This window comes from Wolbachia endosymbiont (group B) of Ischnura elegans (assembly GCF_947251585.1).
Taxonomy (GTDB): Bacteria; Pseudomonadota; Alphaproteobacteria; order Rickettsiales; family Anaplasmataceae; genus Wolbachia.
This window is the reverse complement of record NZ_OX366371.1, coordinates 1,918,468-1,933,930: the sequence shown is the minus strand read 5'-3', so window position 1 is coordinate 1,933,930 and position 15,463 is coordinate 1,918,468. Positions and strand designations below refer to the sequence as shown.

The window sequence follows — 15,463 nt, the reverse complement described above, 5'->3', positions numbered from 1 at the left end:
ATGGTATGAGCGATAATCAATCTGTAAAAGATATACTAGAAGATATAAAAAAAGCTATATCGGGTAAAAATGCAAGTGGTGATAAAGCAGAAGTAATGGATGAAGATGATGACGTATTATGCCTTGAAGAGGAGTATCCAGAAGACATCGAAGAAAAAGAAAATAGTGAAGAAGAGAATAATTGCCAAAGTGAGAAAATGAATAACCAATTTAATAGCCATAGTTACAACTCAGAAGAGAAAAATTTGTATGATAATATCCAAATGAGTAATAACAAAGTGAGCTATCAAGAACAAAGTAACGAGCATTTAGTTTTAAAAGAAAATATGGAGGAAATTAAAACATTGCTTGAAAAGATGCAAAGCGAACTACGGCATAAACAACAAAAAAGAGTGGATCTTACTGTTGAAGAATTAGTTGTATCTCTTTTAAAACCTCAGCTTTCAGAGTGGCTGAATAAGTATCTACATGCATTGGTAAAAGAAGTAGTTGAAAATGAGCTCAAAGATATAATCAATAATAAGTAGGTTATTAGTATAAAGACCAGAGTAAAAACAGCTAGAGGTAGAAAGTTATCTTCAACAAGATGGCTACATCGCCATTTGAATGATCAGTATGTTCAAAAAACCAATAAGGACGGTTATAGATCGCGCTCGGCATATAAGTTAATAGAAATAGACGATAAATTTAAACTACTCCAACAAGGGCAAAAAATTATTGATCTTGGCGCTTTTCCTGGTGGGTGGTCACAAGTTGCATCTAAGAAAGGAGCGAGTGTGATTGCTGTTGACATAAAACCAATAAACGCAATTAGTGGAGTAGAGTGTATACAGTGTGATATTATCAGCGAACTTGAAATTTTAAGAGAAAAATTCAAGGATCACAAATTTGATGTAATTTTATCTGATATGGCACCAGAATCTTGCGGTTTAAAATCGTTAGATCATATCAGAATTATGCTTTTATGCGAAGCAGCGCTCAATTTTGCAAAGCATTTTTTGAATCATGATGGCAAATTTGTAGTAAAAATTTTTCAAGGAGAGTCTGATAAAGATTTCTGCAATGAGCTAAAAAAAATGTTTAAAACAGTAAGATACTTCAAACCAAAGTCAAGTAGATCTGAATCTACAGAAATGTATTTGGTCAGCTTAGGCTTTATTGGTAGCAACTCTTCTATATAGAAGATACTTACAGAAACGTTGACGAATCTTATCCTATTAAACTGAAGATTAATAACGCTCGCACAAAAGCCCCTGTTTCTTGTTTAAATATTTATGATAATTAATTAAATCCTTGACTTTGTTACTTAGATATATAATAATTAAAGTATATTATATAGGAGAGTTTGATATGTATTTAGAATTGTTGAAACAGATATTAAGTATAGTAAATCGTGAAAATGATTTGAATGGTAATAACATAGTTGAAAAAATAAAAGAGGAACTAAAAAAAAGAGACCTCCCTGCTTATCAAGAGTGGGAGAAGAAAGATTTTAATATAAATTATAAATTTAGTAATAATAATTATTATGGCAAAGAAGAAGAATTAACATTATTACATGCAGCATTTATAGATAATCAAGAAAATGTAGTAAAAGCTCTATTAGCAGTAGACGGAATAAATGTTAATTTCCAAGATCTATATGGCAAAACCCCTTTACATTTGGCTATTGAAAAAGGTAATGAAAATATAGTAAACGCTCTATTAGCAGTAAAAGGTATAGATGTTAATTTGCAAGATAGCGATGGAAAAACCCCTTTACATTTGGCTATTGAAAAAGGTAACGAAAATATAGTAAACGCTCTATTAGCAGTAGAAGATATAAATGTTAATTTGCAAGATAGCGATGGAAAAACTCCTTTACATTTGGCTATTAAAAAAGGTAACGAAAAAATAGTAAAAGCTCTATTAGATAAGGGGGCTGATGTTAATTTGCGAGATAAAAGTGAAAGCACCCCTTTATGTCGTGCTGCTGAGAAAGGCAAAATGGAGATAGTAGAGGCTATATTAGCTAAGGGGCCTAACGATATTGATTTGCCAGATACATGTGGATACACTCCTTTGCGTATTGCTGCTTATAAGAGTCATCACAAGATAGTAAGAGCTCTATTAAAAGCAGGTGCTGATCCTTTAGTAAAAGGTCGTTGTAACAAAAATCTAGCAGAAATGGTTACTGAAGACGCGATTATGATAGGAATAGTCTGTGGTGTTGGTATATTTATTATTACATCTATTGTAGCTGCTATAGTAGTTACTTCTGCATATTTTTTTGGTGTGTCATTATCAGTAGGTGCTATGGCTGGGATAGCTGTGGCTGCTGCTGTACTCACAGGACTTGTTGCTGGTGGTATTATATATGAAGTGTATAAGCCTTGTGATGAGTTAAAGGAGGCTATTGCAAAAGAAATATCAAAGCTTAGTCAGAATAGTGCAGTGGACGATAGTAAGCCTGATTGTAGTCTAGAAAATCCTGGAACATGCTTACTGGCATCAGTAAAAGGTTTTATAAATAAGGCAAAAAGTTTTTGCGTTAATTAAGGAAGAAGTCTCTTCTTCCTTTTTTTCCAAGTTTTTATTTAGCAAGGTATCTAGATACCTTGCTTAACACCAAAACAGAATTAAGGTTTAAACATCCTAGGTGTATTAACATTCATTTTGAAGACAGCAAATGGTGTCATCCCAGCGCCCTCTTTCTTGTTATTCCAGTACTGGGATTCAGAAAACTGACCAGGTTGGTCACGCGCTGGCTCTCTAAAATTACTTTAGCTATGAATATTAAGAAATTTACTAAATAAAAAAAGACAAAAGAATCCCCGTATAGCGAGTTTTAATAATGTAAATTGATAATGTGCTAACAAGCGCGATTTGGCTGAATGTAGAAAAAATAAAAAAAGCCACTATAATTTTATGTAATTTGCCAATAAACATCTGAATTTTGTCATTGAGCCCAAAAACAAGGATAAATACTCTTATTACTATAATAAGGAAAGTGGGAAGGTTTGTCAAGTAATAAAACTAGAGAGCTCAAATGGAAGAAGGTAAACTCTAAAGTGTACGTTCAGTAGCACTTTCTATAAGAGAGATTGTATTATCTATCCCATAAAGCTTTATAAAAGATCCCATTCTAGGACCGGTTTTTTGGCCAAGCAGCGTTTCATATAGCAACTGAAACCAATCGCGTAAGTTATTGTAATTATGTTTTTTTCCGATGGAGAAAACCTGAGATTGAATCTCTTCAGCAGTGGCTGTAATAGGCAGGGAATGTAGGTTGTTCTTTAAATCTAGTAACGCTTCTTTCTCTTTTTCGTTTGAAGCTTTATACGCTTTTGTTGGCTTGATAAAGTCGTGATAATACCTAACTGCAAAATCCGAAAGCCTATCTAGCATTTTGTTGCTTTCTGGTGTAACGTTTGGTGCATAAGTTGATATAAAACCCCAAAGAATCTCTTTATTTTCAGCATTACAAGCTGCTGCCAGGTTTAAAAGTAACGAAAAATTTATGCCTGAAGTTTCTACGTTTGGAACTTTACCCTGGTGGATGTGCCATACAGGGCTATTTACATCCTTTTCTTCACTCTCATTGTAACGCTTAGCAAACTCTAAATATTCATCAGTTGATTTTGGTATCACATCAAAATATAAACGTTTAGCTTTTTTAGGACTCTGAAAGATGTATAACGCTAAACTCTCTGTGGGTGCATAAGTTAGCCACTCCTCAATTGAAATACCATTTCCTTTTGATTTTGATATCTTCTTTCCTTCTTTATCAAGAAATAACTCATAGCAAAACAAAAGCGGTGGCTTTTCTCCAAGTATTTTACATATTTGACTTGAAAGCACAGCAGATGGAGTCAAATCCTTTCCATGAGCTTCGTAATTAACTCCGAATGCAGCCCACCTCATCCCCCAATCAGGTTTCCATTGCAGTTTACATTTTCCTTTTGTCACTGGAACTTCTATTTTTTCCCCGTTTGGGTCTTCATACGTGATTGTTCCTTTATCTGTATTTGTTTCAATTACTGGAACTTGTAAAACTTGGGAAGTTTTTGGGCATATCGGCAAGAATGGACTGTAAGTCTGCTGCCTTTCTTCCCGAAATGATGGAAGCATTACTTCCATCACTTTATCATAATTTTTCAGCAGGAGTAAAAGTTTTTCATCGTAAACGCCAGATTTATAACACTCTGTTGCACTCCTAAATTCGTATTCAAATCCAAACAAATCAAGAAATTTACACAACAACGAATTCATGTGATGACCATAACTCTCATGAGTGCCAAATGGGTCAGGTATCATGGTTAATGGCTTGTTCAGATTCTCTCTTAGCATTTCCTGATTTGGTACATTATCTGGTATTTTTCGCAAACCATCCATATCGTCGGAAACTGCAATGATTTTGGTTTTTATACTAGGAGCTATTTTTTTTAGAGCGTTTGCAATAACTGTGGTACGAAAAACTTCCCCAAAAGTACCAATATGTGGTAAACCCGAGGGACCATAACCAGTCTCAAATATTATCTCTTTTTTATTAGGGAATTCTTGTAGTATTTTTTCTGCTTCTTGAAATGGCCAGCTTATAATCATTGAATTTAAATTAATTATCTTACCTAAAGTGCTATTCATTTCAATAGATTTTTAATTAATGATGTAGTATTAGTGTTAGAGCTCTTATTAGAAGGTTAAAGATATGTCTACTGGCAGCATACAAACGAATCAATTATTTAAAGGTCTTACAAGACCTGCAATGCTCTTTGGTGTGAGTTATATGTTTGCAATATTAAACGTTCTAATTTGCATGCTAATTTTCATTAATACAAATGATCTTAGAGTAATTCTCCTGATGTTACCAGGTATACATGGACTTGGCTATATAGCTTCTGCAAAGGAACCGTTGTTTATTGAGTTATTTATGGTAAAGTTGGGAAAATGTTCCAAATGTTTAAATCGGTTTTATCATGGAGCCAATTCTTATGACATTACTTGATGTTGTGCAATGTTGAGATTTAGAGCTATTCAATCAAAGAATAAATCTATTCTAAGTAGAGAGGTTCACGCTGCCGAATTTATACCTTATTCTTGCTATTGGAATAGTACAACCTTGATAACAAAGCAGAATTGGTTAGTTAAATTTATAAAATTAAATGGCTTTGCGTTTGAAACGGCCGATGATGAAGACTTGGTGATACAAAATAATATCAGAAATCAGATGCTAAGAAGCATTTCATCTCCAGCATTTAGTTTGTACTTTCATACCATCAGGCGTAAGAAGAATATCTTTTCTGATGAATTTGCAAACCAGAGTTTACCAAATTTTTTTGCTAACCATGTAAATCTAAAATGGAGAGAAAAACACGCAACTAGGCAATCTTTTATTAATGATTTATACATTACGATTATTCGTAGGGCAGATACAAAGGGAGTAGAATTTTTATCACATCTACTGAAAAAATTTGGGCATGTAACTTCAAAACATGCTTGGGAAAGTGATATGCGTGATACCTATGAAGATTTAGAGGAAACGACAAATCGTATAGTAACAAGCCTTAGGAATTATTCGCCTAAAGTCCTTGGAGTAAAAGAAACTCCAAACGGACTGTTTTGTGAAATAATGGAGTTTTTGTCTAGAATTGTAAATTGTGGCTTTGTTACAAATACGCTTTTTCCACTAAAAACTGAAATATCAAGATACTTACCAGTTCATAGGTTATTTTTTGGCCATAAGATGATACAGGTTGTGACTCATAATGAAAGTAAATATGCTGGAATAGTTAGTATCAAAGAATATGGAAATAATACTTCCGCAGGAATGCTTGATTCTTTTTTACAACTTCCTTATGAATTTATTATCACGCAGTCTTTTCAATTTACAAATAGGCAAATGGCAATTGCGAAAATGCAGATACAGCAAAATCGTATGATACAATCTGCAGATAAAGCTATTTCTCAAATAGCAGAAATTTCTCATGCGCTTGATGATGCAATGAGTGGTAAAATTGCGTTTGGTGAACACCATTTAACTATCTTATGTATAGAAAAAAGCCCTAAATCATTGGACAATGCTTTATCATTGGTTGAATCGGAGCTTTCTAATTGTGGTGTTTATCCTGTTCGTGAGAGGGTTAATCTAGAACCAGCATTTTGGGCGCAAATTCCTGGTAATTTTGATTATATAGTAAGAAAAGGTACAATAAGTAGTCTTAATTTGGCCGGTTTTGCATCTCAACATAATTATCCTACTGGTAAAAAATTCAATAACCACTGGGGAGATGCTGTTACAGTTTTTGATACAACATCTGGCACTCCATTTTTCTTCAACTTTCATATAAGGGATGTTGGACATACTATGATAATTGGGCCAACAGGTGCTGGCAAAACTGTTTTAATGAATTTTTTATGTGCTCAAGCAATGAAATTTTCTCCAAGAATATTCTTTTTTGATAAAGATCGCGGTGCAGAAATTTTTTTAAGAGCACTTGGTGGTATCTATACTATAATAGAACCAAGAACTAAGACAAATTTTAATCCTCTGCAACTTGACGATACTCCTGATAATAAAACATTTTTGATGGAATGGATAAAATCTTTAATTTTAGTGTACAACGATAAATTCACTTCAGAAGATATTGCTAGAATTAATGATGCAATTGAGGGAAATTTTAAATTAAAAAAAGAAGACAGATTTTTGAGAAATCTTGTACCATTTTTAGGACTTGCGGGCCCTGATACTCTAGCTGGAGCAATATCTATGTGGCATGATGATGGCTCTCATGCTGCAATATTTGACAATAAAGAAGATTTGCTAGATTTTTCAAAAGCAAGAGTGTTTGGCTTTGAAATGGCTAGCTTGCTAAAAGATCCTGTTGCTCTTGGGCCGGTCTTGATTTATTTGTTTCATAGGATTAGTATATCGCTTGATGGCACTCCATCTATTATTGTTCTTGATGAAGCATGGGCGTTAATAGATAATCCAGTTTTTGCACCTAAGATAAAAGACTGGTTGAAAGTGCTGAGAAAGTTAAATGCTTTTGTAGTTTTTGCTACTCAGAGTGTTGAAGATGCAAGTAAAAGTGCTATTAGTGATACGCTTGTACAGCAGACAGCAACACAAATTTTTTTGCCAAATCTGAAAGCTACTAGTGTCTATCGAGATGTTTTTATGTTAACTGAACGTGAGTACATACTGATCAAACACACAGATCCAAGTACTAGATTCTTTTTAGTAAAGCAGGGAGTTAATGCTGTAGTAGCTAGAATAGATCTGAAAGATTTGGATGATGTGGTAAACGTGTTATCTGGACGTGCGGAAAGTGTTCTATTGTTGTATGATATACTGAAAGAAGTCGGAGATGATCCAAAGATGTGGTTGCCTGTGTTTTATCAAAAGGTGAAAAATGTTTAAAACTAAACTGTCATTACTGTTAGTTGCGATATTTTTGTTAAATATAGATTTTTTGCTCTCGTATCCAGTGTTTGCAGATACAGTAAGTGGTACTGACAAAACGGAATTTGTTAGCAGATTTAATTCTACTGGTAGCTTTAGCCGTGCCTCTAATCCTGACTGTAAGGCGTTTGAAACATCTGCAGCAGTTGCTGGGATAGCAATTGCTATTGGTGCAATATTTACTGGTATTGTTTTGATTGTCTCTTCTGCTGGTTTATTTACTGCTCTTGTTATCGTTGGAATGATAGCTGCAATTGTTGGAGTCTGGAAGGCAGTTGGGGGACTTATTGTTTGTCAGCATAGTTTTGTTAGGCATCCAGTTGCATACGATAATGATGGGAGATATAAAAATTTTAAACTAAAAGATACAGGTTATAGTGGTGATACAGATAAAAATTATCGAACAGAAGATGAATATTTTTCTGCATTACAGAAAAGATCAGGAAAAGATGGAAAACAAACAGAGAAAGATATTTTAAACTTTACTGATTGGGATGTTGTGAATGTTGATAGGGAACACTACTACTGGCCAAAAAATGGGGTGCAATATAGTGAATACATAGAAGTATGTCATCGCAATCCTTTAACATTTGGTAATCTTTTTAACAAGAGAGACTTTGATTCCAGAGAAAAACCTGGATACATAGACTTTGATGTAAGGGAAAAAGATACTGGATATGTAGATGGGTCATGGTCCCCGACGGTCGATGGTGAGCTGAAATGTAAAGTTCTCAAAGCAGGACAGAGCGAAGACATATATGGATCAACGTTCAGGGCAGTGAGAAAAATGGGTAGGTTATGTGTGGAATTGGCTGAAGTTAGGGCAGCTGGAACTGCTTGGCCGCAAGGAATTGATATAGGATGCACGGAATTACCACCTGATCCGATTGCTCCTATGTGTGAACAATCTGTGATATTATTCAAAAATAAAGATGGTACAGGTGGTGAAGAAAGGAGTTTTATCAACAGGGATGACGATTATAAAACTCTTATCAGGAAAAAAGAAAAAGAAGGAAAAATTTTTGTAGGTTATGACAATAAAAGCTGTTTTAGCTCGTATGTCTCTGAAGCTTGCTACAATCAAGCAGGAAGTAAGTCATTATCTCCTATTCCTATAACTTCTATGATAGTGCAATGCATTAAGGAATCGTTAGATAATTTAGTTGCAGGTATTGACTCAAATGGTGATAAGCTAAAATATGAAGATGGAGAAAAAAAAGGACAGGAGAAGGGTAGTTTTTTATCTGTAGCACAAGGAAGGTTGAAAAATACTGTAACTGCTGTTCTAGTTTTAGCTTTAATACTGTTCTCTATAAAAGTTATGTCTGGTGGAGTGCGTAGTCCGCAAGAAATGTACATGTTGATCATTAAATTCGCTTTAGTGATTTACTTTACGACAGGTAGCACTATGTCTCATTATTACGGGGAATTAACAAAACTTTCGAACGGCTTATCAGAAATAGTGCTTAAAGCTTCATCTGAGAGTAAAAATATATGTAATTATGAGGCAGGTAAAGATTATGAATACGATCGTGCAGGGCAGAAGGTATCCTACAGTTATCTTGCACCTTGGGATAGGCTTGATTGCAGAATTTTATTTTATTTAGGTGCTCCTTTAGATGGAATTGGTGGCAAAATTGGTACTGGAGGTGTTGCAACGTTAGCGGTTTTGCTTGGCGCTGCTCCTGTCTTGTTAGTTGCAGGTTCGGTGATTGGTATTATTTTCGCTGGTGGACAAATTTTAGTAGCTCTTGTCTGTATATTTATGGCCATTTTGCTGATGATGGTTATTTTGTGGATGTGCTATGTATTTATTTTATCTCTAGTTGCTTTAAGTGTAATTGTTATTCTATCACCTTTGTTTATTCCTATGGTTTTATTCCAACACACCAAAGGATATTTTGACGGCTGGGTGAAAGAGTTGATTACCTATAGCTTATACCCGGTTATCCTTTTTGCGTTTTTATCCTTTATGTTCATAGCATGTGATAAAATCTATTTTAAAAATTTAAATTTTAAACTGGACGAGTCATATAAAAATGAACAACCAGACAAGTCATATGAAAAGAAACAAGCAGAAATCTCATATAGTAAGAAAAAACAGTGGTTTAAATTGAAAGATGGGGAATGTGATAAAAATGAAACTACTCTCGCATGTATGATGCAAAATTATAGCTTTAAAAAGAGCAGCATACTTGGTCTATTCGACTTTACATACATGGAGTTTGGCAGCTCTCTAATCGGAGAATTATTAAAATTGTGTTTAGTATTATTCCTCTTTTACCACTTTTTAAACGTTCTTCCCGGCATGGCTGCTGAGCTTGCTGGTAATCACAGGGCAGCACTTGGTTCAGGTAGCACTCCTGCACAAATGGTGAATAAAGCTTTATCTGCTGCCAAAGCTGCTGCTGGAGGTGCTGGTCAAGTTGCTGCTGCGGCTGTAAATAAGGCAAGAGGGGCTATTGGAGGAGGTGGAGATGATAATAAGAGATCGGGATCTTCCTCTAGTGAATCTATAAAACCAGGTGGAGAGTGAGCTCAGGTGAGTAACAGATGTTTGAACATTTGAGCAACCAAAACTTGGTTAAGCTATGCATAAGTTTTGTGATACTCTTTTTATTATCTGGGTGCGGGTGTATTAAGCCAGAAGATTCATCAGGCTTGCGTGAGAAATTGGATATAGTGTCAACAGAGCAGAAATGGGTTGATTCTGGAGTTTATATTTCGGATAAAATAAAAGTAACAGAGATTAATATAGTACCTAATAAGGTTAATTTTTGTTCGCAATATAAAGATTTTGCAATTGAACCTGGAGTAGGAAACGTTACATTACCGTTTGCGCTTAAAGCTGGCGATGCGATAAGCTTTAGTGTTGTTGGAAGTAAAATGTGTAAAAACGATAATGGCACGATCACCTATAAAAAAATTGACGAGAGTTGCGGTGAAGGAGAGACGGAGTATTTTGCACATGTTTTAAATCAAGAGAATTGTCAAGGTGAAATATGCCCTAATAAATATATCATAGGTAACGCAAAATGGTTGAATGGAAAAGAATACTGGAATCCAAGTTTTGTAAAATCTGATCAAGATGAAAAGGAGATTGAAAATATCATTAATTCTATAAAACAAGGAGAAAATATAGACTGCAGGAGGCTTTCAAGCAGTCAGAAAGTTGAGATAGATACGTACCTTTTAAATCTTGCGTGTGAGAATACATGTTATTATGCCAGTCAAGATTGTGTGCAAATTGAATCTAATACTATAGATGGCAATAAACGTAATGTAGCTAAAAATCTTGCCAACGAACTAGCTGTTGGAAAAGTAAGTAAGGAAGAAGCTATCAAGAAGGCTGTAGATGGTATAATGGGAGTGTTAGATGATAGCAACATAGCTAAAGGACACAGCGATAGTTCAGATGGTGAAAAGGATAAAGTAAATACAGAAAAAAATACCAAGGGAGCTGTGGATGATATAAGAAAAAAGAAAATGAAGAGGATAAAGACTTACATTCCATCATTAAAGGTGTCGATAGGAGGAAAGGAAAGTTTTAAATATGTAAGGAGTGATGGTATACGAACTAACTTTGATCATAAGATCAAAAAAGAAAACTATGATAAGGGTACAGAGTTAGTATTTACACTTAAAAATGCTAAAGAAAAGAATGCTGGTAAAGGGGGATATAATATAAGGGTCACAAAGAGCCATAGTCTAGCAAAAAACTTATATATACATGTTTCTGATAAGTTTCCTGAGCACAATCCTGGTGAAATTCTGGGGGATATACCTGTGAATATCAGTGAAGTTCATAATACTGAGTATATGGAAAGATTAAAAGAAAAGCTAAAAGACAAGAGTGGCACTATATATTACGGAATAAGAGATCATGGCTGTGATTATAAGAAAAATGAAGGTCAGTTTAGCATTAACCTTACAACTAAAGAGCCACCTGTAAGAACTTTTAGTGCGATATATAATTTTTTTGATGAAAAAGTAAAAATTGCATTTTTTGGTTCCAGTTATAAAAATTCAGAATGGAATCACTCTGAATCTAGTCCCGTGAAGTCTCTTTATCAAAGTTTTGTAGCGTCAAATAGAACAAAGACTATCAGATCCACAATAGTGTCGTTATTAGTGTTATATATAACTTTATATACCCTTTATTACTTTTTTGGATTGTCTCATGCTTCTACATATGAATTTTTAATTATATGTGTAAAGATAGGAGTTATTACCCAATTGCTGAACGATAACAGTTGGAGTTTTTTTTATAACAATGCATTTTCTATTTTTGTTAATGCTCCAAAACAGTTAATAGAAATAGCAAATTTCAGAGGTACAACATCAAATGTTTTTGAATTTCTTGATTTACCGCTCAATAGGTTTTTATCAGCACACTCAGTGTTACTAATAGTATCTCTTATATTCTCTGGTCCTTTGGGTATTGTATCGTTTTGCTTGGTGATTTGGGGTTTGATAACAGTGAGCTTATCGATGTTTAACGCCTTATTTTCTTTTATCACATCTATAGCAATAGTTGCATTATTGCTTTCCTTGGCGCCTCTTTTTATTATTTGCCTTCTATTTGGATATACTAGACAGATGTTTCACAATTGGGTCAAAAATTTAGCAAGATTTGCAATTCATCCGGTAGTGCTTTTAATTTTTATATCATTAATAAGCCAGGTTATGGATTATATTGTGTATTCGGTCTTTAATTTTGAGGTCTGCCCTACATGTATACTTAATCTTAACTTAAAGATTTTTAATCCTTGTATTATTTATGGTTATGCTTCCAAACATGCACCTAATATCACCGCTATGATGGCTTTTGTGATTTTGGGACATGCTATGAAAGCTTTAGTTGAGGCATCTTCAACAATATCTGATTCGTTGTTTGGTGTTTATGTGGCAAGCGAACCAGGAAGGCAATATCAGCAAAGCTTAATGGGAACAGTAGGTTTAGATGAACAAAGTATCCAAAGAAGAGCAGGTCAGCAATCTGGTACACCAAGTCGAAGACCTCAAATACCACAATCAGCTCAAAGATCAGCACCTAAAATACCGACAAACACAGGAAATCAATGATGAGCAGAAAATCATTATTATTGATACTATGTCTTGTAATTACTGGCTGCACAATGGATTGTGTTGAACCTGGGCTGCAGAGCAGAAATACTAGTGTCAGTATAGATGTTCCAGTTCGTGAAGCTGGCGAAGGAGTTAAAATTCATTGGGTTGATTCTGGTCAAGTAATTAGCAAGGATGAGAAAATCAAATTTACTCTTGGTGGGTCAGTAAATTTTTGTCCTCTTAAAGAAGGGAAAAATCCAAAGAGAGTACTTGTGCCCGCTGTATTTTGTGCTAATGATTTAATACCAAATTACAGTAATAAGTTAATTGATAATGCTAGTCTTGATGAACGAGAAATATGTGGGGATATAGGCTTTGGAAATAATGAATTCTATAGCAATAGACGTTATGTAGATACTGGAATTAAAGCAAATCCTGGTGATAAGTTAAGCTTTAGCTTAGTTCCCAGAGAGATAACGATTAATTATGACAATCCGGAAGGGAAAGGTATCAGCTTTGATGACAATTGCTATAGAGCTGAAGAAAATGATAAAAAAGACAAAGCTACAATAAAAGACATGCTCAATGGAGGAACGTTCTTTTGTGGAGAAAGTGGTAAGAGGACTAAAGTAGAATTTCCTAAGATTAATAAAGAGAACATAGAAGAAAGAAGAGTGCTAGTTGGTAATGGCTACACTCCATATGATAATAAGGTACATTTTAATAAGGATTATATTCAAAATTCATGGATAAATGGTGCATTGTTAGATTTACGACGAACTAAAATAGGACTGGATAAATTATGTAATGGGAAAAAATGTGATTTTAATGAGATAAGCAAGTACAGCTCTTATGAGCTTAATTGTTACTATCAAAATATATGTTACAACGCAAAAGGTATAGGGGAGAATTGCGTCTCTTCTATAAGGTATGAGAAGTATGATAAAAGAAATACATGTGACATGTATTCTCACCTTAAACGTATTGAGGATGAACTAAAAGAGATTGAAGAAAATAAGAGGGATTCTAAGCAGATTGACATTAATTTAATATCAAATTCTAAATTAAACTTCAAAGAGGACAGAGAAGATATTTCTTGGGCTGAGGCTCTTGTTGCAAAAGTTGGCGATCTTAATAATCAGAATACTGCTAAAGGTATTCAATGTTTTCCAGAGAGAAAGGGTGCAAAAGGGGATAATGTGTGTTCGCAAATTGGTGATAATTTTGAACATTTTTCTTTGAAATTAAATCATGATTATAAAATAGATGAAAAAGATATAATACCTGGTAGTAGTGTGATGCTTGCTATAGCAAGCAATGGCAATTACTTTCTTCATAGAGGTGGATATCATGTTGCAGTGACTAGATCATGTAACTTCGATAGTGGTGAAAAACTGTATATGTACTTGGGTGATAGCCCGCCAGAAGATCCATCTGCTCGAAAGACTAATAATTTCAAAAAAGTAAAGAAATTAGATAAAATAACAGAGGATAATGTAGACTATTACATAATAGATGGAAGTCATTTAAAGGATAAAGAGTCTAAAAAGATATACTTTGGTATTAATGTAGAAAACGTAAAGAAAGATGATATTACGGACAAAGAAGGCAAATATTATGAAGATAACAAATACACAGTAAATTTATTTTTAAAAAGAAAAATAAACGATTTTATTTCATCAACTGTAAACAAGATTTTTGATTTCATAACAGACGGGGGTGAAGACGGAATTAAAATTCCATATGAAGGATATAGAAAGGGGCTTCTACAAGGAATAAGAGCTTTGCTTATTCTATACGTTATATTTACTGTTGTTGGCTATATGCTTGGAACAATACAATTAAGTAAATTCGATTTTATTATAAGAATATTCAAAATAGCATTTATAGCTTTTGCTTTTAGTGATAGAAGTTGGGAATTCTTTGGTACAACTTTGTCTGGGCTTTTTGTTGATGGTAGCATTTATTTAGTTGATAGTTTTTCTGGCTATATAGGAGAAGGAGGTAAAAAATTTGCATTCTTAGATTTAACAGCGGGAGTATTATTTACAGGAGAAACATGGCTGAAATTTTTGTCTTTAATGCTATCAGGACCTTTTGGCTTTATTGCATTTTTGGCAATACTTTATGCTACTTTTGTGTTTTTAAGATGCATTATTAGTGCTACGTTTAAGTATGTAATATCTACTGTTTTAGTGGCATTTTTATTGTCATTAGCACCTTTATTTATCGTATTTATTCTATTTCAACAAACTAAAACATTATTTGATAATTGGATAAAAACGCTGGCTCATGTTTCATTGCAACCAGTCATTTTATTTTCATCCTTGTCTCTTTTAAACCAGTTAATGTATTCAGTTCTATACAACCTCACAAATTTTTCTGCATGCTATCAATGCTTAATTAGTGTAAATTTTTTATCGTATGATCTGTGTCTTATGAAATCAATATTACCTCTTGGGTATAGTCCTGGTACTAGTGTTGATGTTGCGTTCAGTACTGGAGAAAGGGCTGGTGGGCACTTTGCAGCATTACCTATAGATCTAATCCAGGCATTTATATATCTCATCATTGCTAGTGCAATGGAAGCTTTTGTTTCTATATCAGAAACTATGGCGCAGGCGTTGTTCAGCTCTGGTTATGGAGTTGCTCAAAGTGTTAGTCATATTTCTAGGAGCGCATCACAAGCTATGCTGTCAACTGTTGGCCTTGATGATAGAACCCAAAATATGATACATAACATCAAGCAGGGAATGAGTAAAGATCGTAGCAAAATTGAAGCTAAATTGCCTGATACACCAAAGCAAGCAGATGGGAAAGGGAGTGCTGGCAGAGAAATGAGCAAATCTGAAACACTAAGCCAGCCAGATAAGCAAAAGGATTCTGATAAAACAAAAGGACAAGTCAAGGAAGATTGATGAGATATATGGAGTAACTAATTAAAAAGATATT

At 34.1% G+C, this 15,463-nt stretch carries 9 protein-coding genes; 8 read left to right on the top strand and 1 reads right to left on the bottom strand.

Going from position 1 to position 15,463, the window contains the following annotated elements; all coding sequences use genetic code 11:
- The first annotated feature begins 5 nt into the window (after positions 1-5).
- From OPR58_RS09970 to OPR58_RS09960, 3 genes are all read left to right on the top strand, one after another.
- Complete coding sequence (locus tag OPR58_RS09970) at positions 6-527, top strand: PopZ family protein (protein ID WP_265022595.1); 522 nt, start codon at positions 6-8, stop codon at positions 525-527.
- A 75-nt stretch (positions 528-602) separates the two neighbouring features.
- Entirely contained in the window at positions 603-1,181 is a 579-nt protein-coding gene (locus OPR58_RS09965; RefSeq protein WP_064085440.1) for an RlmE family RNA methyltransferase, read from the top strand.
- 169 nt (positions 1,182-1,350) lie between these two features.
- The gene (locus tag OPR58_RS09960; RefSeq protein WP_265022594.1) at positions 1,351-2,538 is read left to right on the top strand and encodes an ankyrin repeat domain-containing protein; all 1,188 of its coding nucleotides are present in this window, start codon (positions 1,351-1,353) and stop codon (positions 2,536-2,538) included.
- Positions 2,539-3,045: 507 nt separating this feature from the next.
- On the opposite strand, the gene OPR58_RS09955 is transcribed toward OPR58_RS09960, so the two are convergent.
- A complete protein-coding gene (locus tag OPR58_RS09955; protein ID WP_064085840.1) occupies positions 3,046-4,623 on the bottom strand; it encodes a lysine--tRNA ligase in 1,578 nt (525 codons plus the stop codon).
- 64 nt (positions 4,624-4,687) lie between these two features.
- Here OPR58_RS09955 and OPR58_RS09950 point away from each other — a divergent pair, with 64 nt between their 5' ends.
- From OPR58_RS09950 to OPR58_RS09930, 5 genes are read left to right on the top strand one after another with little or no spacing between them, the layout of a single operon-like run.
- Positions 4,688-4,984, top strand: a complete 297-nt coding sequence (locus OPR58_RS09950; RefSeq protein ID WP_006015054.1) for a type IV secretion system protein VirB3 — start codon at positions 4,688-4,690, stop codon at positions 4,982-4,984.
- Positions 4,985-4,993: 9 nt separating this feature from the next.
- The gene (locus tag OPR58_RS09945; protein WP_010402460.1) at positions 4,994-7,399 is read left to right on the top strand and encodes a VirB4 family type IV secretion/conjugal transfer ATPase; all 2,406 of its coding nucleotides are present in this window, start codon (positions 4,994-4,996) and stop codon (positions 7,397-7,399) included.
- Entirely contained in the window at positions 7,392-9,977 is a 2,586-nt protein-coding gene (locus OPR58_RS09940) for a TrbL/VirB6 family protein (protein ID WP_265022593.1), read from the top strand. Before OPR58_RS09945 ends, OPR58_RS09940 begins: the two co-directional genes overlap by 8 nt.
- 17 nt (positions 9,978-9,994) lie before the next feature.
- Entirely contained in the window at positions 9,995-12,526 is a 2,532-nt protein-coding gene (locus OPR58_RS09935) for a TrbL/VirB6 family protein (RefSeq protein WP_265022592.1), read from the top strand.
- Positions 12,523-15,429, top strand: coding sequence for a TrbL/VirB6 family protein (locus tag OPR58_RS09930; protein WP_265022591.1), 2,907 nt, complete (start codon positions 12,523-12,525; stop codon positions 15,427-15,429). The genes OPR58_RS09935 and OPR58_RS09930 overlap by 4 nt, the downstream gene beginning before the upstream one ends.
- Positions 15,430-15,463: the final 34 nt, after the last annotated feature.